Below are 25,308 nucleotides of genomic sequence, written 5' to 3'. Positions count from 1 at the left end.
TCGTCATGGATGCGCGATTCACTTGCGCGGTGTCATTGCGGCGGCTAGCGTTATTGCAAATTCGCTGAATGGAAGGCCAGAATTTATGCGTTTACTGACCACCACCTCACTTGCCGCTCTGATCGCCCTACCCGCCTTTGCGGCCGATGGCGAATTGACGGTCTTTGACTGGGCCGGCTTTGAAGAACCGACGATCTTTCAGGCTTATGTCGATAAGCACGGCGACAATCCGACCTTTGCCTTCTATGGCGACGACGATGAGGCGTTTCAGAAAATGGCCTCGGGGTTCAAGGCTGACCTCGTCCATCCCTGCAGCCAGATGGTCAGCAAATACCGCGACGCGGGGCTGATCGAACCTTGGGACACCTCGAAAATCCCGAACTTCGATAAGATTGACCCCAAATTTCTGGATTCCGAAGTGTTCAAGGATGCAGAGGGCATCTGGTATATCCCGACCGATTGGGGCGCGACTGCCATCGCGTATAATTCCGAATCCGTGCCGGTCGAAGATGTCTCGACCCTGCAGGTTTTCGTGGACCCGAAATATCAGGGTCGGGTGTCGCTGCCCGACAGTTCTGATGACGTCTGGGCGCTGGCCTATCTGGCAACTGGCACGACCGATTGGACCGATGTGACGGATGAGCAGTTCGCCGCCGCCGCGGATTGGCTGCGCAAGGCGCATCAGAACGTCGCCGCCTATTGGGCTGATCCGTCTGAACAGGCCCAATTGATGGCGTCAGGCGCCGTCGATATCGCGTGGTCATGGAATGACGGCGTGGTTTACCTGCAAGAGGACGACTATCCTGTCGGGTTTGAGCGTGCGCCGGTGGAGGGATCTTCGACCTTCTTCTGTGGCTTCGTCAACGTGAAGAACGGCCCGGGAAGCGAGGACAAAGCCTATGATTTCATCAACGCATGGCTGGAACCCTCGGCGGGGAAAGCTCTGCTGGACACCATCGGCTATGGCCATACATCCACCGATGCCATGGCCACCATCGCTGATGAGCCTGCGGTAAAGGAAGGGCTGAGCGACGTGGATGCCCCGATTCTGGCCCAGACCCCCAACGACCCGGCCCAGCGTGAAAAGCAACTTGCCGAGTTCGAGAAAATCAAAGCAGGTTTCTAAACTGGCAAAAGCGGGGGCTATCTGCCCCCGCACCCCCGAGGATATTTGAGCACAGAAGATTTAACCCGTCGTGATTGGCCATTATAAGTGCCGTTCATAATCTTCTGGAAAACTATGAATTTGCCGATACCGGTCAGAGTGCTTATGTTGCGGGCTTCCTGCAATGGGGATGGATATGACCGGACTTGCCAAATCACCCGTATTCGAAGCGCTGAACCGCGCTGCATCCGAGCGTATTCTGATTCTCGATGGCGCGATGGGCACACAGATCCAGCAACTGAACCTGGGCGAGGATGATTACACCGGACATGGCTCGGGTCACGCTTGCAGACATCATTCGGATCATCCGCAGCAAGGCAATAATGACCTGCTGATCCTGACCCAACCTGAAGCAGTCGAGGAAATCCACTATCGCTATGCCAAAGCTGGCGCGGATATTGTCGAGACGAATACCTTTTCCGCGACCACGATCGCGCAGGCCGATTACGGCATGCAGGAGGCGGTTCACGATCTGAACGTGCAAGGTGCGCGCGTGGTGCGGCGCGCATTGGATCGCGCGACCGCAGAAGATGGCAAGCCGCGTTTTGTTGCGGGCGCGATTGGACCGACGAACCGGACGGCCTCGATCAGCCCGGACGTGAATAATCCGGGATATCGTGCCGTCAGTTTTGACGATTTGCGGATCGCCTATTTTCAGCAGGCCAAAGGGCTGATCGCTGGCGGTGCAGATATCTTGCTGATCGAGACAATCTTTGACACGCTGAACGCCAAGGCCGCGATTTTTGCCTGCATTCAGGCGATGGAGGCGCATGGACGCGCCCTGCCCTTGATGATTTCGGGGACCATTACCGACGCTTCGGGCCGCACCCTTTCGGGCCAGACGCCGACGGCGTTCTGGTATTCCGTGCGCCATGCCCAGCCATGGAGCGTCGGGCTGAACTGTGCGCTTGGCGCATCCGCCATGCGTCCGCATCTGGCAGAGCTTTCGGGTGTGGCAGAGACGAATATCTGTGCCTATCCGAATGCCGGCCTGCCCAATGCGTTCGGCCAGTATGATGAAGGCCCGATGGATACCGCCCCTCAGGTCGCTGAATTTGCCCGTGAAGGTTTGGTCAATGTCGTTGGCGGATGCTGCGGCACGACCCCCGATCATATTCGCGCCATTGCAGACGCTGTGGCCGCCTATGTCCCGCGAAAGGTTCCCGAATATGCATGAACGTCTGCTGCGCCTTTCCGGGCTTGAACCCTTTACCCTGACCCGCGACATTCCCTTCGTGAATGTCGGAGAGCGCACGAATGTCACCGGCAGTGCGCGGTTTCGCAAGCTGATCACCAATCGCGATTATGCGGCGGCCCTGGAAGTGGCCCGCGATCAGGTGGAAAACGGCGCCCAGATCATCGACATCAACATGGACGAGGGCCTGATCGACAGTCAGGCCGCGATGGTCGAATTTCTGAACCTGCTGGCGGCCGAACCGGATATTGCGCGCGTGCCGATCATGATCGACAGCTCGAAATGGGAGGTGATCGAGGCGGGGTTGAAATGCGTCCAGGGCAAGCCGGTCGTCAATTCGATCAGCATAAAAGAAGGCGAAGAGCAGTTTATTCATCATGCCAAGCTGTGTCTGGCCTATGGTGCGGCTGTCGTTGTGATGGCTTTTGATGAAGAAGGTCAGGCCGACAGCTTTCAACGCAAGACGGAAATCTGCGCACGCGCCTATAAGATCCTGACCGAAGATGTGGGGTTCCCGCCGGAAGATATCATTTTCGATCCGAATATCTTTGCCGTCGCCACCGGCATTGAAGAACATAACAACTACGGTGTCGATTTTATCGAGGCGTCCCGCTGGATCACCCAGAACCTGCCACATGCGCATGTGTCGGGCGGCGTGTCGAACCTGTCCTTCAGCTTCCGCGGCAATGAGCCGGTGCGCGAGGCGATGCATGCCGTGTTTCTGTATCACGCGATTCAGGCAGGCATGGATATGGGGATCGTCAATGCCGGACAGCTGGCCGTCTATGACCAGATTGACGCAGAGCTTCGCGAAGCCTGTGAAGATGTCGTCCTGAACCGCCGCGACGATGCCACCGAACGGCTGTTAGAGATTGCCGAACGGTTCCGTGGCGAAGGCGGCGAAAAGAAACGGGAAAAGGATCTGTCCTGGCGCGAATGGTCGGTGGAAAAGCGGCTGGAACATGCTTTGGTGAACGGCATCACCGAATATATCGAAGCCGACACCGAGGAAGCGCGCCTTGGCGCCGAACGTCCGCTGCATGTCATCGAAGGGCCGCTGATGGCCGGGATGAATGTCGTGGGCGACCTGTTCGGGGCGGGCAAGATGTTCCTTCCGCAGGTGGTGAAATCCGCCCGCGTGATGAAACAGGCAGTCGCGGTTCTGCTGCCTTATATGGAAGAAGAAAAGGCAGCCAATGGCGGCGGTGAACGCCAGAGCGCGGGCAAGATCTTGATGGCCACGGTCAAGGGTGATGTCCACGACATTGGCAAGAATATCGTCGGCGTTGTGCTGGCCTGCAATAATTATGAGGTCATCGACCTTGGCGTGATGGTGCCTGCGCAAAAAATACTTGAAGTCGCGCGGGAACAGAATGTCGATGTGATCGGCCTGTCCGGCCTTATCACCCCTTCGCTGGACGAGATGGTTCATGTCGCCAACGAGATGGAGCGTGAAGGATTTGATCTGCCGCTGTTGATCGGTGGGGCAACCACCTCGAAGATACACACGGCCGTCAAGATCGCGCCGCGTTACCACAAGGGTGCGGCGGTCTATGTTACCGATGCAAGCCGCGCCGTGGGCGTCGTTTCGTCCTTGCTAAGCCCGACGCAGCAGCAGCACTATGTCGACGGCATTCGCACCGAATATGCCGATGTGGCAGAGCGTCACGAACGTGCTGAAGCCGCGAAACAGCGTTTGCCGCTGCAAACTGCCCGCAACAATGCGTATAAGATCGACTGGACCGATTACCGCGCGACGGCCCCCCGTTTTACCGGCACGCGCGTCATCGACGATTGGGATCTGGCGGAAATTGCGCGGTATATCGACTGGACCCCGTTCTTCCAGACATGGGAGCTGAAGGGCGTTTACCCGCGCATTCTTGAGGATGAGAAGCAGGGCGAAGCAGCCAGATCGCTGTTTGCCGAGGCGCAAGAGATGCTGGTCCGGATCATCGAAGGCAAATGGTTCCGTCCGCGCGCAGTCGTTGGTTTCTGGCCTGCGAATACCGTCGGTGACGATATCCGCCTGTTCACGGGCGAGGATCGCGCCGAAGTTCTGGACACGCTGCATACGCTGCGCCAACAGGTCACGAAACGCGGTGGCCGTCCCAATGTGGCGCTGTCGGATTTCGTCGCACCACAAGGGGCCACGCCGGATTATGTCGGTGGCTTCGTTGTGACCGCAGGTCCGGAAGAAAGCGAAATCGCCGCGCGGTATGAACGTGCAAACGATGATTATGCAGCCATCATGGTCAAGGCGCTTGCTGACCGTTTTGCCGAAGCCATGGCCGAGATGTTGCATGAACGGGTGCGCAAGGATTACTGGGGCTATGCTGCAGACGAAGATTATTCGAATGCAGAACTGGTGGCCGAGGCCTATAGCGGTATTCGCCCCGCCCCCGGCTATCCGGCGCAACCCGATCACACTGAAAAACTGACGCTGTTCCGGTTGCTGGACGCCGAGGCTGCAACAGGTGTGCAGTTGACCGAAAGCATGGCGATGTGGCCCGGGTCATCGGTCTCGGGCCTCTATATCGGGCATCCCGAGGCGTATTATTTCGGTGTGGCCAAGATCGAGGAAGATCAGGCCCGCGACTACGCGGCGCGTAAAGGGATGTCTTTGGAAGAAGCCGAACGGTGGCTGGCCCCGGTTCTGAATTACACCAGGAAACAGGAAGCCTCGAACGCGGCCTGACAATAGAAAAACGGCACGCCGATCCGATCAGCCTGCCGTTTCTTGTTCCCTGAAATCATAGCGGCAAGTTGCGACGCCGCCAGAATTGTCGTCAGTCCGAACTGTCACGCGAATAAACATCCTCGTATCTGATGATGTCATCTTCGCCCAGATAGCTGCCGGTCTGAACCTCGATCAGCACCATCGGCACCTTACCCGGATTTTCCATCCGGTGCACCGCGCCCAGCGGCACATAGATCGACTGGTTTTCGGTCACCAAAGTCACCGTTTCATCGACCGTGACCTTGGCAGTGCCCGAAACCACGATCCAATGTTCGGACCTGTGAACATGGCTTTGCAGCGACAGCGCCGCGCCCGGTTTTACCACGATCCGCTTGACCTGAAAGCGGTCGGCCAAGGCCAGCGTTTCAAACCAGCCCCAGGGGCGGTGATCGCGCGGGAAAGCCTCGGCCTGTTTGCGGCCTTTGGATTTCAATGCACTGACGGCTTTGCGAACCTCTTGCGCGCGCGATTTATCGGCCACCAGCACCGCGTCCGAGGTCGCGATCACCACGTGTCTTTCAGCCCGATGCCCACGACCTGCAAATCATCGCTGTCAGAGCGCAGCAGAACGTCCTGACAATCAATCGCCGTTGAATTTCCGTCAACGACGACACCGCTCTCTGATGGGCTTTCCAGCAGCTGTTCGCGCCACAACGCGTCCCAGCCACCCAGATCCGACCAGCGATCCGAAAAGCGGACAACCGTCAGATTGTCCGCCTTTTCCATCACGGCATAGTCGATCGACGTATCGGGCAGCCTCTCCCACGGTTCGCGGGCAAGGCGCAGGAAGCCAAGATCCGTGCGCGCATTTTGCAAGGCGGCCTGAACAGGCTCAAGATATTCGGGCGCATGGGCGCGGAACGCATCGATCATCGTCCGGGCGCTGAACAGAAAGATGCCCGCATTCCACAGGAAATGACCTTGCGCCAGCATGTCGGCGGCACGGCCCGCATCCGGCTTTTCGACGAACCGGGCCAAAGGCTGCGGGCCATCGCCCTGCCCGGCCAGTTCCAGATAACCATACCCGGTTTCGGGGCGGTCGGGCGTGATGCCAAAGGTCACGATACGACCGTCATTCGCCGCACCGATGCCCTGTTCCACGGCGCGGGCAAAGGCATCCGCGTCGGGGATCACATGATCTGATGGGGCGACCAGCAACAGTTGATCGGGATCTTGATCAGCAACCATCAGGGCGGCAGCCAGAACGGCCGGCGCGGTATTGCGGCCCGCAGGTTCGATAACGATGGCACCGGGATCAATGCCGATCTGATCCAGTTGTTCGGCCACAATGAAGCGAAAATCCGCGTTTGTCATGACCACGGGATCGGTATAGCCGCCCCCGGACAGGCGCCGGGCGGATGCCTGAAACAGTGTTTCTGGCCCGGTCAGGTGGGCGAATTGTTTTGGAAAGCTCTTACGCGATACAGGCCACAGCCGCGTGCCCGAGCCTCCAGCCATCAAAACCGGCGTAATTTTAACCATGACCAACTTCCTCGAAGGCGCAAATTCGCTGCACCTTATCCGCAAGAGTATCCGACGGGAAGTGACAGGTTATTGACGGCGTCATTCCGCCTTCATTGGCTTTCCCGCCACATAGGTTTGTGCAATCGCGCGGTCATCCCCAAGGATTTGCAGGATGAACAACTCCTCGGCCAAGGTTTGGGCGCGTTGCATCCGCAGGGCCATGGCCGGGGTCGCATGTGCATCCAGCACGACGAAATCGGCGTCCGAACCGGGTGCCAGGGTGCCGATCCGGTCTTGCATCCCCAGGGCAACGGCATTTCCGCGCGTCGCCCAATGGAAAGCTGACAGCGGATGCAGCTTTTGTCCCCGCAATTGCAGGATCTTGTAACCTTCGTTCAGCGTTTGCAGCATCGAATAGCTGGTGCCGCCGCCAACATCGGTGGCCACCCCGCTGACGACACCCGCCGCACGCAAGCCAGCCTCATCAAACAACCCCGATCCAAGGAAAAGGTTCGAGGTCGGGCAGAACACCGCCCTGCTGCCGGTTTCCGCCATGCGCTTGATTTCACGTTCACGCAGGTGGATCGAGTGGCCCAGAAGCAGCTTGTCAGACAGCAAGCCATAGGTTTCGTAGATATCCAGATAGTCACGGGCCTTTGGATAAAGGCTAAGCGTATAGTCGATCTCATCAAGGTTTTCGGAGAGATGGGTCTGGATATGGCAATCGGGATATTCGCGGACCAGCTGGCCGGTCATTTCAAGCTGTTCGGGCGTCGAGGTAATGGCGAAGCGTGGCGTGATTGCATAACGCTGACGGCCGCGACCGTGCCACTTTTCCAGCAACGCCTTGCTGTCGTCATAACCCGATTGCGGCGTATCCAGAACCGCTTCGGGGGCGTTGCGATCCATCATCACCTTGCCCGCGACCATCGCCATGTTGCGGGATTCGGCGGCGCTGAACAGCGCCTCGGCGCTTGCTGCATGAACCGAGCAGAAGGCGACGGCGGTGGTCGTGCCATGGCTGGTCAACAAGTCAAGGAAGGCATCGGCCATCGCGGGGGCGTGGCCCTGTTGGGCAAAGCGTGCTTCTTCCGGAAAGGTATAGGTATTCAGCCAATCCAGAAGCTGCGCCCCCCAGGATCCGATCACCTGCACTTGCGGAAAATGGATATGCGTGTCGATGAAACCGGGAAGGATCAGGTGCGGGCGATGGTCGATCTCGGTCAGGTCAGGGTTGGCCAATTCGGCATATTCGCCAACGGCCGCAACCAGCCCGTCGCGGACAAGGATCGCGCCGTCTTCGATATAGCGGTGATTGTCTTCGGTGTCTGCCGGATCGGCATGAAAGTCGAGGACGCGGCCTCGGATCAGCTGTTGCATGGGTATTTGGACAAAGAAGAAGTTGCGGTCAGCCGGGCGATCAATTCGGCGGCCGTAAAGGCCGCGATGATTGCAGGGCGCTTGTCGGGGCTGAAACCTGCACCTATCGGGCAGACCAGCGGAGTTGGATCAATCCCCCGTTCGCGGGCAAAGCGGGTGAATTGTGCGCGTTTGGTCGCACTGCCGATCATTCCGATATAGGATAGATCGTTGCGGGACAGGGCTTCTGCGGCAAGCAGAAAATCAAGTGCGTGATCGTGGGTCAGGATAATAACGGCGCTGCCCGGTCGGGCGTTGCGAATTTCTGCTTCGGGCAGCGGCGTAAGCCGTGTCTCGACCGACGGTTCCGCCAGGGCCAGTGCCTCGGCCCGGCTGTCAATCAGCGTGGTCGCAAGCGGCAGGGGTTGCAGGGCCAGTGCAAGGGCGCGTCCCACATGACCGGCGCCGAAAATCAGGGCATCCGGGTTGGTGACGGGTTCAGGGCCCTTGCGATCCAGTATAAGGGTGACCCGTCCGCCGCAGCATTGACCGATTTCAGGCCCAAGCGGGATGTCCATCCGTGCCTGATCCTCGCCGGTTTTCAGCATCTGGCGGGCGCGGTCGATGGCCATATATTCCAACTGACCGCCGCCTATCGTTCCCTCTATGCGATCCGGGCCGACGAACATTTCGGCGCCGGCATCGCGGGGTGTGGACCCAAGGGCCTGTGTCACCCGAACGCGGATCATCCGCGCAGCTTTTCAATCGCCATCAACACCCGTTCGGGCGTCGCGGGGGCATCAAGCCGGGCGGGTTCGCGATAGTCGTTGAAGGATGCGACTGCCATGTTCAGCGCCTCGAACACGCTGATGCCCAGCATGAAGGGCGGCTCGCCCACGGCCTTTGACCGTTTGATCGAGCGCTCGGCATTTTCCGACCAATCGGCCAGTTTTACGTTGAAAATGCGCGGTTTGTCCGAGGCCAACGGGATTTTATAGGTCGAGGGGGCATGGGTCCGCAGCTGCCCCTTGGCGTCCCACCACAATTCCTCGCAGGTCAGCCAGCCAGCGCCCTGAACGAAGGCGCCTTCGACCTGACCACGGTCGATCGCCGGGTTCAGGCTGCGCCCGACATCATGGATCACATCCGTCCGATCGATGACATATTCGCCGGTCAGCGTATCGACCGAGACTTCGGACACCGCCGCGCCATAGGCGAAATAATAGAACGGCCGTCCTTTGCCCGTCGCGCGATCCCAGTGGATCTTCGGCGTCTTGTAAAAGCCCGCGGCGGACAGATGAATCCGTGCCATATAGGCGGCCCTGATCACCTCATCAAAGGGAATGTGGTGGTTGGCCGCCTTGATATGACCGGGGACGAACGTCACATCCTCGGGTGCGACCTGCCAACGCTCGGCCACGAAATCGACCAGCCGTGCCTTGATCTGATCGGCCGCATCCAACGCCGCCATGCCGTTCAGGTCCGTCCCCGATGAAGCAGCCGTGGCCGAGGTGTTCGGCACCTTTTCCGTCGTCGTCCGGGTGATCTTGATGCGGCTGATATCGCATTGAAATGCCTCGGCGACGATCTGGGCGACCTTGATGTTCAGGCCCTGCCCCATTTCCGTGCCGCCGTGATTCAACGCGATCGAGCCATCGGAATAGATGTGTATCAGCGCCCCTGCCTGATTGAACCAGGTGGCGGTAAAGCTGATGCCGAATTTCACTGGCGTCAGCGCGATTCCCTTGCGGATCACACCGCCTTTGGCGTTCCAGTCCAGCACCGCCTGACGCCGGGCCTGATAATCGCTGCTGACCTCCAGCTCATCAAAGATACGCGGAAGGATCTGGTCGGTGACCTCTTGATGATAGGGGGTCAACTGGCCGTTTTCATACAAGTTCAGCTTGCGGATTTCCAACGGATCACGACCAAGCGCATAGGCGATTTCCTCGATGATGCGTTCGGCCACGATCACACCCTGTGGGCCGCCGAAGCCGCGAAAAGCGGTATTGCTGACCGTATTGGTCCTCATCGGATGGCTGCTGACGCGGACATCGGGGTAATAATAGGCGTTGTCGGCGTGGAACAATGCGCGATCCGTAACCGGGCCGGACAGATCGGCCGAGAACCCGCAGCGGGCATACCAATCCCCCTGCACGGCCAGAATTTTACCGCTGTCGTCAAAGCCGACTTCGTAATCGACGACAAAATCATGACGCTTGCCGGTCGCTGACATATCGTCGTCGCGGTCAGGGCGGATTTTCACCGTTCGGTTCCATTTTTTCGCAGCAATCGCGGCCACGCAGGCGAACAGGTTCATCTGTGTTTCTTTACCACCGAACCCGCCCCCCATACGGCGGACATTCACGACCACGGAATGCGAGGGCACCTGCAACGCATGGGCAACCATGTGCTGCACTTCGGACGGGTGTTGGGTCGAGACGTTGATCGTGATGTCGTCATCCTCACCGGGGACGGCCATGGCGATCTGCCCTTCAAGGTAAAAGTGGTCCTGCCCGCCAATGGCGAAACGGCCCTTGATCCGGCGCGGCGCGGCGGACAGACCTTTGCCGGCATCGCCACGGCGAAGCGTCAGCGGTTCGGTCACATAATCCATGCCTGCATCACGTGCGGCAATCGGGTCCAGCGCGAAGGGCAGTTCCTGATATTCGATCCGGGCCTTGGCGGCGGCGCGGCGGGCCAGATCGCGGGTTTCGGCGATGACGGCAAAGACCGGCTGCCCCCAGAACAGAACCTTGCCATCGGCGAAGATGGGGTCGTCGTGCTTGCCATTCGGGGAAACGTCATTCTCTCCCGGAATATCGTCGACGGTCAGCACGTCGATGACACCACGGCTGGCCCGCACCGCATCCAGATCCATGCTGGCAATCTTGCCATGTGCGCATTTCGACAGCCCCAGATAGGCATGCAGCAGGCCGCTTGGTTCGTTCAGGTCATCGGTATAATCGGCCTGTCCCTGCACCTGCTTGATGGCGGAATCGTGGATCGTGTCGGTATGGGCCAGACCGCGAATATGGGTTTCGTCCTTCATGGTCACGCTCCTACGGCATAGTTCAGGCGCACGGGCAGCCCCGGTTCGCTTTGTTCCAGCCAGAAGCGGCGGAACAGATTGGCAGCAACGGTGCTGCGGTATTCGGCGCTGGCACGCCAATCGCTTAGCGGCTGGAAATCGTCCTGAACCGCCTTGGCAGCGGCATCGAAAGCTGCTGCAGCAAAGGGTTGGCCGACCAGCGCAGCTTCGGCCTTGGCCGCCCGTTTCGGCGTGCCTGCCATGCCGCCAAAGGCGATCCGGGCCGAGCCGATAATACCATTTTCGACACGAATGCAGAACCCGGCAGCAACTGCGGTAATGTCGCTGTCACGGCGTTTTGACACTTTATAGGCGGCGATGGTCGCACCAGCTTGCGTCGGAATGACGATCTGTTCGACAAACTCGCCCGGTGCGCGGTCCTGTTTCCCGTATTCGATGAAGTAATCTTCCAACGCGACCTCTCGACGGGTGTTGCCCTTGCGCAGCACGATCCGCGCACTAAGCGAGATCAGCAGTGGCGGGCTGTCACCAATGGGCGATCCGTTCGCGATATTCGCGCCGATGGTGCCCATATTTCGCACCTGCCAGCCGCCGATCCGCAGCAGGTAATCATAGGCCTGCGGAAGGTGGTCACGAAAGATCGGTGCCGCCTCGCTATAGGTAACGCCCGCACCAAGACGAATTTCGCCATCCGAAACCTCGATCCCCTTCATCAGATGTCCGATGAATACGGCCGGAGAGATGTCGCGAAGAAACTTTGTCACCCAAAGACCAACGTCGGTGGCGCCAGCCACGATAGTCGCCTTTGGTTCCGCCTCAAGAATGGCAGCCAGATCGTCGGTGTCGGCGGGAATGATCGCCCGTTCGTCCTCTTTGACAAGCTCGACACGGGCACCCCACATCGCGCGTAGCCGGGCGGTCACGGCATCGCGTTCGACGCTCAGCGCATCTTGCGCCTGTCCGCCCGCCCGACCGGCCTGCAATGCCGCCTTGATGATCGGCTCATAGCCTGTGCAGCGGCACAGATTACCCTGCAAGGCGGTTTCGATCTGGGTCACGTCCGCCGTCGGATTAGCCATCCACAAGCCATAAAGCGACATGACGATACCCGGCGTGCAGAAGCCGCATTGGCTGCCGTGATTTTCAACCATCGCAGCCTGAATCGGATGCAACCCGCCCTGTGGCGATTTCAGATGTTCAATCGTGACGATATGGGTGCCGTGGCAGGATGCCAGAAAACGAATGCAGGCATTGATCGGCTCATAGACAAGTCCCGAGTCGGTCACGCGGCCCAGCAGAACGGTGCAGGCCCCGCAATCGCCCTCAGCACAGCCTTCTTTGGTGCCTGTCAGCCGTTGCGAAATCCGCAAATGGTCCAGCAACGTATCGGCCGGGCCGACATCCGTCAGGACAATTTCTTGATCATTCAGCAGAAAACGCATCTGGGGCGTCATGGCATTCCTCGTGGCTTTGAACCCGCTTTCCAGATTAGGCCGGAAAAAAACATTGCGAAATCGGTTGTAACACGGAAGACTTTACACGAATCCTTGAAAGCGACCCATCAAAATGTCCTATCTTGAAAGTCTTCGCGTGTTTGTGCGCGTGGTTGAACTGGGCTCGATCACCTCGGGTGGTCGCGACCTGCGGCTGTCCCCTGCGGTCGCATCGAACCGCATCAAGGATCTGGAAAATCGCTTTGGCGTCAGGTTGTTGAACCGCACGACCCGCAAGTTGACGACGACCGAAATCGGTCGCGCCTTCTACGATCACGCTCGCCGGGTGATTGACACCCTGGAAGAGGCAGAGGCGATGGTCTCCACCTTTTCCAGCCGCCCCCAAGGCGTGATCCGGCTGACTGCGCCCTTGGGTCTGGGACGGCGATTGATAGCACCGTTGATCCCGGAATTTTGCGAAGAAAATCCGGGGGTTGAATTTCGCCTGCGCCTGTCGGACCGCAATGTGAATATTGTCGAAGATGCCATTGATCTGGCGTTTTTCCTGGGCGAGCCAACTGATTCCGCCCTGAAATGGCGCAAGATCGCGGATGCGCCGCGGGTGCTTGTCGCATCACCGGATTATCTGAAGGCCAACGGAACCCCGAATATCCCCGAAGATCTTGCCGGCCACAATTGCCTGCTTCTGCGTTATCCACGCAGCCCCGAATTTTTCTGGACGCTGGACACCAATGATGGACCACGCAAGATGATGGTGTCGGGCAAGTTTGATACCGATGACGGCGATGTGCTGACGAATTGGGCGCTGACCGGACAGGGAATCGCGAATCGCCCGCAATATGAGGTGGCAGACGACATCAAAGCCGGTCGCTTGGTGGTAGTCCTGTCAGAGACGCCCCCGGTTTCGGCGCAGTTCGGATGCCTGACACCGCATCGCCGATTGCAGGACCCGAAGGTCCGCATGTTCGCGGATTACGCCGTGCGAGAGTTGAAGAAAGTCTTTTGATCTTTTCGAAAACGCCGCTTTCGCATCTTCACGACAGGCAGGCACCGAAACGCTGCCCCGATCTGGTTTACTTTGTCGCAAGCTGCATTCCGTCGGCTGCGCGGAACCAGCGAATGACCTTGGCCCGTTCCTCGGCCTCCATGAAGCTGACATTGGCCGGGGGCATCGCATCGGTCAGACCCGCCTGCACATAGATTTCCTTGGCATAGCGGGCCACATCCTTGGGCGTCTCAAGAAAGACGCCCTTGGGTGCGTGGTAGATGCCTTCGTAAACCGGCTCTCGGGCGTGGCACATGGAACAGCGACCGCTGATGATGGTTGCCACTTCGTCGAAACCCGCAGCCTGGGCATAGTGGGTTTCGACGGCAGTCATCGGACGGGCCTGCGCTTCCTCATAACTGTCCTGGTTCAACCCCAGAGAGCTGATCCACATGATCAGGACGAACAGCACCGCCGTCACCGCCCATGTCCACCACAATTCGCCCTTACGGGCATGCATGGTGTTGAAGAAATGACGAATGGTGACACCCATCAGGAAAATCAGTGCCGCGATCAGCCAGTTATAGTCGCTGGCGAAGGCAAGCGGATAATGGTTCGACAGCATCAGGAAAATGACCGGCAGGGTCAGGTAGTTGTTGTGCGTCGAACGCAGCTTGGCGATCTTGCCGTATTTCGGATCGGGGGCACGTCCGGCCTTCAGGTCGGCCACCACGATGCGCTGGTTCGGCATGATGATCAGGAACACGTTGGCGGTCATGATCGTTGCCGTGAACGCGCCCAGATGCAGCAGCGCCGCGCGGCCGGTAAAGACCTGATTATAGCCCCATCCCATGATGACCAGCGCCACGAACAGCAGCAGCATCAGCACGGTTGGTTTTTCACCCAGAGGCGATTTGCACAGCGTGTCATAGATCAGCCAGCCGATCGCCAGCGAGCCACCCGAAATCAGGATTGCCTGCCACGTCGCCAGTTCCATCTTGGCCGGGTCGATCAGATACAGATTTGCCCCCGCCCAATAGGTGACCATCAACAGCGCGGCGCCGCTGATCCAGGTCATATAGCTTTCCCATTTGAACCACGTCAGATGTTCCGGCATCCGCTCGGGCGCCACCAGATATTTGTTGATGTGGTAGAAACCGCCGCCATGAACCTGCCATTCCTCTCCATAAGCGCCCTTGGGTAGGCCGGGCACTTTCAGCAGGCCAAGATCCAGCGCAACGAAGTAAAAAGACGATCCAATCCACGCGATGGCGGTGATGACATGGGTCCAGCGAATTGCGACTGACAGCCATTCCCAGATGATGACGTAATCGGGGATCATGTCTCAGCTCCCTCGATAGGTTGAAAATCCGAAGGGAGAAATCAACAGCGGCACATGGTAATGGTCCTGTTGCGACATGCCAAAGCGGATCGGGATCACGTCCAGAAATCGCGGGCTTTCGGCCTCGACCCCGGTGGCATCCATCCATGCGCCTGCATGAAATTCCAGCTCATAGGTGCCGGTGTCGAACGCGGCTTCGGGCAATATCTGCTTGTCGGTGCGGCCATCGCTGTTGGTGCGCATCCGCGCAAGTTCCGTCCGCTGATCGCCGTTCAGGCGAAACAGCACGATGTCCATCCCTTCCGCCGGGCGACCCCGAGCGGTGTCCAGAACATGGGTGGTCAGGTAACCTGGCATCTGGGCCTCCCTCTCATTTTCGTTGTTTTCTTGATAACCTATCCCGTGGTTCGCCCGCGAGAGGGCTGAAACGCAAGGTAGTCTATAAATTTCGTGAATAATCGACGAATGGAGGCTGTCGATCACCCGGCAAGCCGGGCGACCGATTTTTGCGCACGGGCCTGCAAATCCCGCGTGTCAGCGGTCAAAAGACGGTAATCCGCGACGACCGCTCTGCCCTGCACATAGACCGCCTTTGGCCTGATCGGGGCGCAGAATATCAATGCGGCGACGGGATCCCATTGGCCAGCGGCGGGCAGTTCGCTGACATCCCACAGGACCAGATCGGCCTGCATACCGGGTTTCAGCGCACCAATATCGCGACGCCCCAAAACCCGTGCGCCGCCAAGGGTCGCAATCTCCAACGCTTCGCGCGCGCCAAGGGCGGCTGGCCCATCGCGCAGACGCGCAACCAACATGGCCTGTCGCGCCTCGGCCCCCAGATGGCTGCTGTCATTCGAGGCAGACCCATCAACGCCCAGCCCAACCGGCACGCCCGCGTCACGCATCTGACGCACGGGCGCGATGCCGCTGGCAAGACGCGCATTGGAACAGGGGCAATGCGCGACCCCGGTGCCGGTCCGGGCGAACAGGTCGATTTCATCACCCGACAGTTTCACGCAATGGGCGTGCCAGACATCGTCTCCCGTCCAGCCCAGGCTTTCGGCATAATCCCCCGGCAGCATCCCAAAGGTTTCCAACGAATAGCGGATATCTTCGTCATTTTCGGCAAGATGCGTATGCAGCCGCACGCCCTTTTCGCGGGCAAGGATTGCCGCATCGCGCATCAATTCACGGCTGACGGAAAATGGCGAACAGGGCGCAAGTCCGACCTGAACCATCGCGCCTTCGTTCGGGTCATGAAACGCATCGACCACGCGTGCGCTGTCCGTCAGGATTGCGGCCTCATCCTCGACCAGCGCATCGGGCGGCAAGCCGCCCTTGCTTTCGCCAATCGACATCGCGCCGCGCGTGGCGGTAAAGCGGATGCCGATTTTCTGCGCGGCTTCGATACTGTCATCCAGTCGTGATCCGTTCGGGAACATATACAGATGATCCGACGAACAGGTGCAGCCCGACATCGCCAGTTCGGCCAGTCCCACCTCGGCCGACAAGCGAATATCGTCCGGCGTCATCCGCGCCCAGATCGGATATAGCGTCTTCAGCCAGCCAAACAGTGCGGCATTCTGTGCTGCGGGAACCGCGCGGGTCAGCGTCTGAAACAGGTGATGATGGGTATTCACCAACCCCGGCGTCACGACACAGCCTGCGGCCTCGATCACCTTGGCGCCATCGCGCGGCAGGCCTTGGCCCACCGCGACAATCTTTCCGTTTTCAACCAGCACGTCGCCATTGCCGATTTCTTGCCGTGTGTCGTCCATGGTGACGACAACATCGGCATGGCGGATCAGCAACCGATCAGTGCGAGTCGGCGACATGGCCAGCCTCGCGGATGTCGGCTTCGTCGATCTCCGGCGCACCGTTGTAATACCAGTTCAGTAGAACCGCAGACAGCGCCGCCAGCAGGATACCCGAATGGATCAGCGGGTGAATGGCATGCGGCATCCATTGGTTGAAATGCGGCGCCACCATCGGGATCATCCCAATCCCGACCGAGATGGCGACGATGAACAGGTTATGCCGGTTACTCGCAAAATCGACGCGCGCAAGGATGCGGATACCCGTTGCGGCCACCATGCCGAACATGACCAGACCGGCACCGCCCAGAACGGTGGTCGGCAGGCTTTCGACCAGCGCCCCCATCTTCGGGATCAGGCCCAGCACGATCATGATGGCGCCGCCCGCCACGCAGACAAATCGTGACCGGATGCCAGTGACACCGACCAGGCCGACATTCTGGCTGAACGAGGTATAGGGAAAGGTGTTGAACAGCCCGCCAATTGCCGTGCCAAGGCCATCTGCACGCAGACCCGCTGCCAGCCCCTTCTGGCTCAGCGGCTTTTTGCAGATATCGCTGAGCGCAAGGAACATGCCGGTCGATTCAATCAGCGTGACGATCATCACCAGAACCATGGTCAGGATCATGATCGGGTCAAAGGTCGGCATTCCGAAATGCAATGGCTTGATGACCGCGAACCAGCTGGCCTCGCCCACCTTGTCGAAATGCATCATGCCCAGCATGGCCGCGACGACGCCGCCGACAACAATGCCGATCAGCACCGCGACATTGGACAAAAAGCCCTTGGCGAAACGTGAGACCAAAAGGATCGTGCCCAGCACGAGAATCGCGATGATGATGTTGCTGGCCGATGCATAGGCCGGGTTATTCACGGTCGGGGCCAAGGTGACGCTGGCTGGCACATTGCCAGCAGCCCTTGCCGCGTCCAGCCATGCCGCCGCCGCAGGATCGACGATTTGCGGCGCGGTCGGGCCGACCGGCAGACCGAAGATCCAGTTGATGCCGATGGGCATCAGGCTGATGCCGATGGTCAGGATCAGTGTGCCGGTCACGACGGGCGGAAAGAAGCGCAGCATCCGACTGACGATCGGTGCGATGAAAATGCCAATCAGGCCGGCGGCGATGATTGCGCCAAACAACGCCCGTGCGCCCTCGTGCCCCGGGGTCGCCTGTGCGATGGCGACCATCGGGCCAACCGACGCAAAGGTGACACCCATCATCACAGGCAGCTTGATCCCGAAATACTGGGTCGCCCCGAAGCTTTGAATGATTGACACGATGCCGCAGACAAACAGATCGGCCGAGATCAGAAATGCGACCTCTTCGGGCGATAGTTGCAAGGCGCGGCCTACAATAAGCGGAACCGCAATGGCCCCTGCATACATGACCAGCACATGCTGAAAACCAAGTGTGAATAACTTTCCGGCGGGCAACACTTCGTCCACCGGATGAACGCCATTGGCAATGCTCGCATTATAGCTTGCATCAGACATTGCGGACCTCCCTTTCCACGGATGTCAGATCTTTTTCAAATCTCGACTTCGATTGCTTTACCTTGTTGTTTTGCAAGTTTGACAACGGCCGAGGCGACTGCAAGATCCTGCAGGCCGACCCCGGTGCCGTCGAAGATGGTAACCTCTGCATCGCCGCGCCCCGGATGATCACCATTGATGATCCTGCCGAGCGCGATGACATTATCTTCAAGAATGAGTTTCTGCGCCGCAGCATGCTGAAATTCCCCGATGCCAAGCGATTGGGCAACTTCGTCTGTAAACAGCGCGGCGCGGGCAACCAGTGCCGGATCAAGTTCCTGCTTGCCCTGGGTATCGGTGCCCATGGCCGCGATATGCGTCGGCCCCGTGACATGCGCATCCATCAGGATCGGATCATAGGACGACGTGATCGAGATGATGACATCGGCCTGTTCGCCCAGTTGATCCAACCCGACAGTCTGAAACGGCACCCCGAACTCGGCCGCGACATCGGCCAGGCGGGACAGCATTTCCGGGTGCAGGTTCCACCCGATGACTTTCTCGAACTGGCCAAAGCGCAGCGCCGAACGCATCTGGAACGCGGCCTGATGCCCTGCCCCGATCATCCCCAGAACCTTGGCACCCTTGGGGGCCAGATATTTGGTGGATACCGCGCTGGCGGCGGCCGTGCGCAACGCTGTCAGCAGATTGCCCCCCACGGCCGCGCTGACCCGTCCGGTATCGGGGTCAAACAGGAACACCGTTGATTGGTGGTTGATCAGGCCCTGTTCATGGTTATGCGGCCAGTAACCCCCGGCCTTCAAGCCAAGCGACAGACTCTGCGAGTCAAAGCCACCCTTGAAGCCGTAAAGCGCGTCCTTGTGTCCGATCGCCTCGCGGACGACCGGAAAGTTATAGGCATCACCGCTGGCCATGGCTGCAAAAACGGATTCGACTGCGTCAAACGCCGCCTCCAGCGTCATCAGGCCCGCGATTTCCTTTTCAGGAACAACCCACATCAATAGGCCTTTCCGCGTGCGCTGACCGGCCACAGGGTTTCCACCTTGCCGTTGCGGACGCCGACATACCAGTCATGGACGTTGCAGGTCGGATCGCAATGGCCGGGCACAAGGCGCAGCTTGTCATTAACCTTCAACACGCCGCTCTTGTCCTCGATGACACCATGTTCGTCGCTGCATTTGATGTATTTCACATCCTCACGGCCATAGACGACCGGCAGACCGCTATCGACCGATTGCGCCTTGAGGCCCGCATCGCAAACCGCCAGATCGGGTTTTGCGTGGCTCATGACCGAGGTCAGGATGAAAAGTGAGTTTTCCCATTCCCCCTGATCGATCCGCTTGCCATCCTTGTCATGGATACGACCGTAATCCGCATCCATGAAGGCATAGGAACCGCATTGCAATTCGTTATAAACGCCCGAATTGCTTTCGAAATAATATGATCCTGTGCCGCCACCGGACACATATTCAGGCGTCAGCCCTTGGCCATTCAGCGCATCGACAGCCTCTTGCACCTGCGCGACGGCGGCATCCAGTTTCGCCTTGCGGTCATCGTAGTTGTCCATGTGTTGCATCGCGCCCTGATAGGCCTGAATACCCTTGAAGGTCAGGTTGGGTGCTGCCGCGACGGCTTTGGCAATCTCGACCACTTCGGGCGCGGTTTTCACACCGCAGCGGCCCGCACCGCAGTCGATTTCAACGAAAACGCCAAGCTCGGTGCCGTGTTTTTGCGCCGCTGCCGACAGATCCGCGACATTGGTTACGTCATCAACACAAACCGTCACGGTCGCGCCAAGCTTTGGCATGCGGGCCAGACGGTCGATCTTGGCCGGGTCGCGAACCTCGTTCGTGACCAGCACGTCCTTGATACCACCACGGGCAAAGACCTCGGCCTCGCTGACCTTCTGACAGCAGACGCCGACCGCGCCGCCAAGGCTTTCCTGCAATTTCTGCACATCGACGGATTTATGCATCTTGCCATGGCTGCGGTGACGCATGCCATGCGCTTTCGCGTAATCGCCCATCTTCGTGATGTTGCGTTCCAGCGCGTCCAGATCAAGGATCAGGCACGGCGTCTGGATGTCGGCCTCATTCATGCCGGGAAGTGCGGGCACGTCGTAACCGACTTCCAGACCTTTGAGATTGGTGGGTGCGTTCATCGGCTCTCTCCTCAGTTCCAGGGCAGCTTGTCCAGATCGACATTGCCGCCTGTGATGATGACGCCGACACGCTTGCCGGCAAAGATTTCGGGGTTCTTCAGGATCGTGGCCAGCGGCACGGCGCTGGATGGTTCGACCACGATCTTCATGCGCTTCCAGATCAGCTTCATCGCGTCGATGATATCCTGTTCGGATGCCGTCAGGATGTCGGTCACATGGTTCTGGACGAAATGCCAGGTCAGATCCTTTAGCGGAACTTTCAGCCCGTCGGCCACTGTTTCGGGCGCGTCGTCGGCAATGAGGCGACCGGCCTTGAAGCTGCGATAGGCATCGTCTGCCTGTTCCGGTTCGGCGGCATAGATCTTGATGCCCGGCGCAAGGTTCGACAGCGTCAGACAGGTGCCCGAGACCATGCCCCCGCCGCCGATTGGTGCGACCACGGCGTCCAGTCCCTGGACCTGCTCGATCAGTTCTGCGGAACAGGTGGCCTGACCCGCGATCACACGGGGGTCGTTATAGGGATGAACAAATTCGGCGCCGGTATCAGCCACCACTTCGGCAAACACCGCCTCACGGCTGCTGGTCGAGGGTTCGCTTTCCACCACACGGCCGCCATAACCTTGAACCGCGTCCTTTTTGGCCTGCGGCGCGGTTCGCGGCATGACCACGGTGCAGGGAATGCCCCGACGACCGGCAGCATAGGACAGGCAGGTGCCGTGATTGCCGCTGGAATGGGTGGCAACGCCGCGGGCTGCCTGTTCATCGGTCAGGCCGAAAACGGCGTTGCTGGCACCACGCGCCTTGAACGCCCCGGCCTTTTGCAGGTTCTCGCATTTGAAGAACAGATGCGCCCCGGACAATTCATCCAGCATGCGGCTGGTCAAAACCGGGGTCTGGTGGATATGCGGGGCGATCCGTTCACGCGCCGCCAACATGTCGTCCAATGTCGGGATATACATCGCCTGATCCTTCATCACGCGGCCGCCTTTTGGCTGTTTGTGGTGCTTTGGCGGTAATGTTCCTGTGCGGCGGCGACACCGCTGCCCAGTTTCACCTGCAGGCCCAGATCCGCCATGACCATTTCGGCCGTGGCAATCCCTGACAGCGCCATGACATCGGTCAGACTGCCCAGATGGCCGATGCGGAACACCTTGCCCGCGACATCGCCAAGCCCGGTGCCAAAGGCCACGTCATAGGTATTCAAAGCGTGACCGACGATACGGTTCGCGTCGAATCCTTCCGGTGTGCGGATCGCCGTGATCGTGTCGGAGTAAAGCGCGGGCCGGGCGGCGCAAAGCTGCAATCCCCAGGCGGAAATGGCGCGACGCACCCCTTCGGCGATGCGGTGGTGGCGGGCAAAGACATTCTCCAGCCCCTCCTCCAACAGCATGTCGGTCGCGACTTTCAGCCCGTTCAGCAAGCCGACCGGCGGCGTGTAGGGAAAGCCGTTCGCGGCATAACCCTTGACCATATCGCGAATGTCAAAGAAGGTGCGCGGCAGTTTCGCAGCCTCGACCGCAGCCATGGCCTTCGGCGAAAAGCCGATAATGGCCAGCCCCGGCGGCAACATGAAGCCCTTCTGGCTGCCGGTGACGGCAATATCGACGCCCCATTCATCCATGCGGAAATCCATCGACCCGATCGAGCTGACGCCATCGACGAACAGCATCGCCGGATGGTTTGCGGCGTCCAGCGCCCCACGAATGGCGGCAATGTCGGACCGCACGCCCGTGGCGGTTTCGTTATGCGTCGCCAGAACAACCTTGATTTCGTGGTTCTTGTCGGCGGTCAGAATTTCCTCGAACCGGTCTGCGGGGACACCTTCGCCCCATTCCTGCAGGACAACCTGCACATCCAGACCGTGCCGGTGACACATGTCGATCCAACGATGGCTGAACATGCCGTTGCGTGTGGCCAGAACCTTGTCACCCGGTGACAGGGTATTGGTAATGGCGGTTTCCCAGCCACCGGTGCCGGTCGACGGAAAGACGAAAACCTGCCCCGTGGTTGTTTTCAGAACCTTCTTTACCCCCTCCAACGCGGGATGAAGAATCTTGCCGAAAACCGGGCTGCGATGGTCGATGGTTGGCATGTCGACTGCTTTACGCAGGACTTCAGGGATATTCGTGGGCCCCGGAATGAAAATAGGGTTCTGGCTGGTCATGGCGCATCCTCCTCTGCTAGTTCCATGATAGCGAGAGAAAACTTCCGGCACAATTTTTCTGGAAAACCTTTCCATTTCTGCTAAAAAAGCGAAAATAATGACCGTGAACAGTCACTTGGCTTTTTTCACGGAAAAAGAGCGACTTTCGTCGCTGACGCAATGCTTTCTATACCGGGGGTATAAAATGACCGAGCCGACTCGCAAACGCGGCCGCCCACGCAGCAGCAAGGATAATGTCGGCACTGTGCAGGTGCTTGATCGTGCGCTGGATATGCTGGACCTGCTGTCCGCGAACAAGGGGCTGACCCTTAGCGAGGTGGCCGAGCAGATGGATCAGTCGCCATCAACCGTTCATCGCTTGCTGCACTCGCTGGCGGCACGCGGGATGGTTGAAAGCGATCAGGCGACGCAGGCATGGACCATTGGGCCCGCCACGTTCCGCCTTGGCTCGGCGTTCATGCGCCGCTCTGGCATCGTGGAACGCGCCCGCCCCATTCTGCGGGCGTTGATGGAACATACCGGAGAGACTGCAAACCTTGGCATCCTGAACGGCGATTCCGTGATGTTTCTTAGCCAGGTCGAAACGCAGGAAACCATCCGCGCCTTCTTTCCACCGGGCACACGGTCGCCGCTGCATGCTTCGGGGATCGGCAAGGCGCTGTTGGCCTTTGGTGGAGCAGAGGTTCTGGAAACGCTGATGCAAGGTCAGGGATTGAAGAAATTCACCGACAAGACCCTGACGACACCCGAAGCGCTGGAGGCTGATATCAGCCGCACCCGTGCCCGTGGCTTTTCCTTCGATGATGAGGAACGCACCCGCGGCATGCGCTGCATCGCGGCCCCGGTTTTCGATCTGTCAGGGCAAGCCGTCGCGGGAATTTCCGTCAGTGGGCCAACGCACCGGATCGGCCATGAGCATATTAAGACGCTTGGAGCAGTTGTGGCAGCAGCAGCGGCAGAATTAAGTCAAGCAATGGGAAAATAAAAATAGTGCACAACCTAGATTTCAACGATTATTTCGCGATAGGGTTGGCTACAGTTGCACTCAACGCGTTTGAAAACCTTATAATCAGACTGGAGTGCGTTAACTATGATATAAAACGAATTTCAAATAAAAACTACACCAGACAAGATTTGGAAAGAGCGACAAACCTACCATATTCTAATCTATTGAATTCACTACGAAACAAACTAAAAAATCAAGTCAATTTTGAATCTACGTTCATCATCAAAAATTTTTTAGAGGCAGGTATAGATAGCCATGGTCGAAAAATTAGATCTCCTCTGGATTCTTGGCGAAACACGATTCACCATGGACTTTTTGAAAAGAGACCGAACGGAAATATATATATAAATTTCCATGACAGAAATTCATTTTCGTTAATAAACCCTGATGAATCTCTAGTTTCAGGAAGTATAAACATTGAAACAAGCGCAGAAGACTTACGTAAGCTTGCACAAAGTATCAATGCTTTACGTTTAGAAATTATCAAGATATTTGACCCGGACGAGATTTTAGTTGGGATGGCCAACAAAAATAGCCAGCCATCCCAATAACTCGTGCAGATCAATGGCTGCCAAAGAAGGCGAATTTGATCACGAACAGACCGGCCACGATCCAGGTCGCCGCGTGAACCTGCCCTGCCTTGCCGGTCAGCAGCTTGATCACCGCATAGCTGATGAAGCCGAAAGCCAGACCGTTCGCGATGGAATAGGTCAGCGGCATGGCCAGCGCGGTCAGGGCTGCGGGGGCAGCCTCGGTCACGTCATCCCAATTCACCTCGACCAGTTCGCGCATCATCAGTGTCGCCACGAACAACAGCGCAGGTGCGGTGGCATAGGCGGGAACCGATCCAGCCAGCGGGGCAAAGAAGGTCGCAAGCAGAAACAGCGCCGCGACGACCAACGCAGTCAGTCCCGTGCGCCCGCCGGCCTGCACACCCGACGCGCTTTCGACATAGGCCGTGGTCGATGATGTGCCCAGCAGCGAACCAACGGTGATCGCGGTGGAATCCGCCATCAGCGCACGTCCCAGATTGGGGTTCCGATGGGTCGGCCCCTCGGTCAGCAGTCCAGCCCGCTTGGCCACACCGATCAGCGTGCCGGTTGCGTCAAACACCTCGACCAGCACCATCACAAGGATGACGTGGAAGATACCGTAACTTAGCGCCCCCATCACATCCAGTTGCAGGAACGTCGGCATGATCGATGGCGGGGTCGAGATGATGCCGCCAAACTCACTGACGCCCAGCAGGATCGAGGCGACGGTGATGACCAGAATGCCAATCAGGATCGCGCCCTTCACCCGCAACGCATCCAGCGCGACGATGATGAAGAAGCCCGCGATGGTCAGCAGCGTGCCGGGTGCGGTCAGATCGCCGAGGCCCACCAGGGTCGCCGGGTTGTCGACCACGATCCCCGATGTCTTCATGGCGATGATGGCCAGAAACATTCCGATCCCGGCTGCAACACCGCTGCGCATCGACACCGGGATGCCCGCGATCAGCCAGCGTCGGATGCCCGTGATCGACAGGATCAGGAAGATGATCCCGGAAATGAAAACCGCGCCAAGCGCCTGTTGCCACGTAAAGCCCATCGCGCCGACAACGGTGAAAGCAAAAAACGCGTTCAGCCCCATGCCCGGCGCCATCCCGATGGGCCAGTTGGCCCACAGCCCCATCACTGCAGACCCGATGGCCGCCGCAAGACAGGTGGCAATAAAGACCGCATCGCGGTCCATGCCGGTGCTGGACAGGATATCGGGGTTCACGAAGATGATGTAGGCCATTGTCAGAAACGTCGTGATACCTGCGATCACCTCGGTCCTGACATTGCTGCCATGTTCTGACAGCTTGAAGTATTTTTCCATATTCCTCCCTCCGCGCGGATTTGCGCCGCTTTGCCTGCAGCTTAGGGTGCGG

At 58.8% G+C, this 25,308-nt stretch carries 19 protein-coding genes and 1 pseudogene; 6 read left to right on the top strand and 14 right to left on the bottom strand.

Going from position 1 to position 25,308, the window contains the following annotated elements:
* Positions 1 to 85 precede the first annotated feature (85 nt).
* From H4P12_RS03730 to metH, 3 genes are all read left to right on the top strand, one after another.
* Positions 86 to 1,126, top strand: a complete 1,041-nt coding sequence (locus H4P12_RS03730; RefSeq protein WP_187792228.1) for an ABC transporter substrate-binding protein — start codon at positions 86 to 88, stop codon at positions 1,124 to 1,126.
* A 175-nt stretch (positions 1,127 to 1,301) separates the two neighbouring features.
* The gene (locus H4P12_RS03725) at positions 1,302 to 2,342 is read left to right on the top strand and encodes a homocysteine S-methyltransferase family protein (protein WP_246448831.1); all 1,041 of its coding nucleotides are present in this window, start codon (positions 1,302 to 1,304) and stop codon (positions 2,340 to 2,342) included.
* Positions 2,335 to 5,055 carry a methionine synthase gene (metH, locus tag H4P12_RS03720; RefSeq protein WP_187792226.1) on the top strand — a complete coding sequence of 907 codons (2,721 nt, stop codon included), beginning with the start codon at positions 2,335 to 2,337 and terminating at the stop codon, positions 5,053 to 5,055. Before H4P12_RS03725 ends, metH begins: the two co-directional genes overlap by 8 nt.
* A gap of 91 nt (positions 5,056 to 5,146) precedes the next feature.
* Here the strand turns inward: metH and H4P12_RS03715 are convergent.
* From H4P12_RS03715 to xdhA, 5 genes and pseudogenes are all read right to left on the bottom strand, one after another.
* Positions 5,147 to 6,579: pseudogene (locus H4P12_RS03715) on the bottom strand (mannose-1-phosphate guanylyltransferase/mannose-6-phosphate isomerase).
* Between the two features lie 81 nt (positions 6,580 to 6,660).
* A complete protein-coding gene (guaD, locus tag H4P12_RS03710; RefSeq protein WP_187792225.1) occupies positions 6,661 to 7,941 on the bottom strand; it encodes a guanine deaminase in 1,281 nt (426 codons plus the stop codon).
* Positions 7,929 to 8,669, bottom strand: a complete 741-nt coding sequence (gene xdhC / locus H4P12_RS03705) for a xanthine dehydrogenase accessory protein XdhC (protein WP_187792224.1) — start codon at positions 8,667 to 8,669, stop codon at positions 7,929 to 7,931. The genes guaD and xdhC overlap by 13 nt, the downstream gene beginning before the upstream one ends.
* Positions 8,666 to 10,972, bottom strand: a complete 2,307-nt coding sequence (xdhB, locus tag H4P12_RS03700; RefSeq protein ID WP_187792223.1) for a xanthine dehydrogenase molybdopterin binding subunit — start codon at positions 10,970 to 10,972, stop codon at positions 8,666 to 8,668. The genes xdhC and xdhB overlap by 4 nt, the downstream gene beginning before the upstream one ends.
* Positions 10,973 to 10,974: 2 nt before the next feature.
* Positions 10,975 to 12,414: a xanthine dehydrogenase small subunit gene (gene xdhA, locus H4P12_RS03695; RefSeq protein ID WP_425498197.1), complete on the bottom strand. Its 1,440-nt coding sequence runs from the start codon at positions 12,412 to 12,414 to the stop codon at positions 10,975 to 10,977.
* A gap of 124 nt (positions 12,415 to 12,538) precedes the next feature.
* On the opposite strand from xdhA, the gene H4P12_RS03690 reads away from it, so the two are divergent.
* A complete protein-coding gene (locus H4P12_RS03690; protein WP_187792221.1) occupies positions 12,539 to 13,432 on the top strand; it encodes a LysR family transcriptional regulator in 894 nt (297 codons plus the stop codon).
* A 67-nt stretch (positions 13,433 to 13,499) separates the two neighbouring features.
* On the opposite strand, the gene H4P12_RS03685 is transcribed toward H4P12_RS03690, so the two are convergent.
* The 8 genes from H4P12_RS03685 to bhcA all read right to left on the bottom strand — a co-directional run bounded on the left by H4P12_RS03685 (position 13,500) and on the right by bhcA (position 22,387).
* The gene (locus H4P12_RS03685) at positions 13,500 to 14,753 is read right to left on the bottom strand and encodes a urate hydroxylase PuuD (protein WP_223115672.1); all 1,254 of its coding nucleotides are present in this window, start codon (positions 14,751 to 14,753) and stop codon (positions 13,500 to 13,502) included.
* A gap of 3 nt (positions 14,754 to 14,756) precedes the next feature.
* Complete coding sequence (uraH, locus tag H4P12_RS03680) at positions 14,757 to 15,110, bottom strand: hydroxyisourate hydrolase (protein WP_187792220.1); 354 nt, start codon at positions 15,108 to 15,110, stop codon at positions 14,757 to 14,759.
* Positions 15,111 to 15,232: 122 nt separating this feature from the next.
* Complete coding sequence (locus H4P12_RS03675) at positions 15,233 to 16,588, bottom strand: 8-oxoguanine deaminase (protein WP_187792219.1); 1,356 nt, start codon at positions 16,586 to 16,588, stop codon at positions 15,233 to 15,235.
* Entirely contained in the window at positions 16,569 to 18,062 is a 1,494-nt protein-coding gene (locus H4P12_RS03670; RefSeq protein ID WP_187792218.1) for a nucleobase:cation symporter-2 family protein, read from the bottom strand. Before H4P12_RS03670 ends, H4P12_RS03675 begins: the two co-directional genes overlap by 20 nt.
* A 35-nt stretch (positions 18,063 to 18,097) precedes the next feature.
* Complete coding sequence (gene bhcD / locus H4P12_RS03665; RefSeq protein WP_187792217.1) at positions 18,098 to 19,060, bottom strand: iminosuccinate reductase BhcD; 963 nt, start codon at positions 19,058 to 19,060, stop codon at positions 18,098 to 18,100.
* A complete protein-coding gene (bhcC, locus tag H4P12_RS03660) occupies positions 19,060 to 20,223 on the bottom strand; it encodes a 3-hydroxy-D-aspartate aldolase BhcC (protein WP_187792216.1) in 1,164 nt (387 codons plus the stop codon). The genes bhcD and bhcC overlap by 1 nt, the downstream gene beginning before the upstream one ends.
* Positions 20,224 to 20,234: 11 nt before the next feature.
* Complete coding sequence (bhcB, locus tag H4P12_RS03655; RefSeq protein ID WP_223115709.1) at positions 20,235 to 21,197, bottom strand: beta-hydroxyaspartate dehydratase BhcB; 963 nt, start codon at positions 21,195 to 21,197, stop codon at positions 20,235 to 20,237.
* Entirely contained in the window at positions 21,197 to 22,387 is a 1,191-nt protein-coding gene (bhcA, locus tag H4P12_RS03650; RefSeq protein ID WP_187792215.1) for an L-aspartate--glyoxylate aminotransferase BhcA, read from the bottom strand. The genes bhcB and bhcA overlap by 1 nt, the downstream gene beginning before the upstream one ends.
* Before the next feature lie 184 nt (positions 22,388 to 22,571).
* On the opposite strand from bhcA, the gene bhcR reads away from it, so the two are divergent.
* Together bhcR and H4P12_RS03640 are read left to right on the top strand one after the other, a co-directional pair.
* The gene (bhcR, locus tag H4P12_RS03645; RefSeq protein ID WP_187792214.1) at positions 22,572 to 23,372 is read left to right on the top strand and encodes an HTH-type transcriptional regulator BhcR; all 801 of its coding nucleotides are present in this window, start codon (positions 22,572 to 22,574) and stop codon (positions 23,370 to 23,372) included.
* Between the two features lie 44 nt (positions 23,373 to 23,416).
* Complete coding sequence (locus H4P12_RS03640) at positions 23,417 to 23,944, top strand: hypothetical protein (protein ID WP_187792213.1); 528 nt, start codon at positions 23,417 to 23,419, stop codon at positions 23,942 to 23,944.
* A 10-nt stretch (positions 23,945 to 23,954) separates the two neighbouring features.
* On the opposite strand, the gene H4P12_RS03635 is transcribed toward H4P12_RS03640, so the two are convergent.
* Complete coding sequence (locus H4P12_RS03635; RefSeq protein ID WP_187792212.1) at positions 23,955 to 25,256, bottom strand: NCS2 family permease; 1,302 nt, start codon at positions 25,254 to 25,256, stop codon at positions 23,955 to 23,957.
* Positions 25,257 to 25,308 lie beyond the last annotated feature (52 nt).

Source organism: Paracoccus amoyensis (genome assembly GCF_014490725.1).
Taxonomy (GTDB): domain Bacteria; phylum Pseudomonadota; class Alphaproteobacteria; order Rhodobacterales; family Rhodobacteraceae; genus Paracoccus; species Paracoccus amoyensis.
The sequence above is the reverse complement of the archived record's forward strand: the minus strand, read 5'-3'. Positions and strand labels throughout refer to the sequence as shown.

What these genes read in the sequence shown, in the direction of transcription:
- metH (WP_187792226.1), top strand. Translation starts at nt 2,335, where the DNA reads ATGCATGAACGTCTGCTGCGCCTTTCCGGGCTTGAACCCTTTACCCTG.
- bhcA (WP_187792215.1), bottom strand. Translation starts at nt 22,387, where the DNA reads ATGACCAGCCAGAACCCTATTTTCATTCCGGGGCCCACGAATATCCCT.
- bhcD (WP_187792217.1), bottom strand. Translation starts at nt 19,060, where the DNA reads ATGTGGGTTGTTCCTGAAAAGGAAATCGCGGGCCTGATGACGCTGGAG.
- bhcR (WP_187792214.1), top strand. Translation starts at nt 22,572, where the DNA reads ATGACCGAGCCGACTCGCAAACGCGGCCGCCCACGCAGCAGCAAGGAT.
- H4P12_RS03730 (WP_187792228.1), top strand. Translation starts at nt 86, where the DNA reads ATGCGTTTACTGACCACCACCTCACTTGCCGCTCTGATCGCCCTACCC.
- H4P12_RS03685 (WP_223115672.1), bottom strand. Translation starts at nt 14,753, where the DNA reads ATGATCCCCGATTACGTCATCATCTGGGAATGGCTGTCAGTCGCAATT.
- uraH (WP_187792220.1), bottom strand. Translation starts at nt 15,110, where the DNA reads ATGCCAGGTTACCTGACCACCCATGTTCTGGACACCGCTCGGGGTCGC.
- guaD (WP_187792225.1), bottom strand. Translation starts at nt 7,941, where the DNA reads ATGCAACAGCTGATCCGAGGCCGCGTCCTCGACTTTCATGCCGATCCG.
- H4P12_RS03725 (WP_246448831.1), top strand. Translation starts at nt 1,302, where the DNA reads ATGACCGGACTTGCCAAATCACCCGTATTCGAAGCGCTGAACCGCGCT.
- bhcB (WP_223115709.1), bottom strand. Translation starts at nt 21,197, where the DNA reads ATGAAGGATCAGGCGATGTATATCCCGACATTGGACGACATGTTGGCG.
- H4P12_RS03675 (WP_187792219.1), bottom strand. Translation starts at nt 16,588, where the DNA reads ATGTCGCCGACTCGCACTGATCGGTTGCTGATCCGCCATGCCGATGTT.
- bhcC (WP_187792216.1), bottom strand. Translation starts at nt 20,223, where the DNA reads ATGAACGCACCCACCAATCTCAAAGGTCTGGAAGTCGGTTACGACGTG.
- xdhA (WP_425498197.1), bottom strand. Translation starts at nt 12,414, where the DNA reads ATGCGTTTTCTGCTGAATGATCAAGAAATTGTCCTGACGGATGTCGGC.
- H4P12_RS03635 (WP_187792212.1), bottom strand. Translation starts at nt 25,256, where the DNA reads ATGGAAAAATACTTCAAGCTGTCAGAACATGGCAGCAATGTCAGGACC.
- xdhC (WP_187792224.1), bottom strand. Translation starts at nt 8,669, where the DNA reads ATGATCCGCGTTCGGGTGACACAGGCCCTTGGGTCCACACCCCGCGAT.
- H4P12_RS03670 (WP_187792218.1), bottom strand. Translation starts at nt 18,062, where the DNA reads ATGTCTGATGCAAGCTATAATGCGAGCATTGCCAATGGCGTTCATCCG.
- H4P12_RS03690 (WP_187792221.1), top strand. Translation starts at nt 12,539, where the DNA reads ATGTCCTATCTTGAAAGTCTTCGCGTGTTTGTGCGCGTGGTTGAACTG.
- xdhB (WP_187792223.1), bottom strand. Translation starts at nt 10,972, where the DNA reads ATGAAGGACGAAACCCATATTCGCGGTCTGGCCCATACCGACACGATC.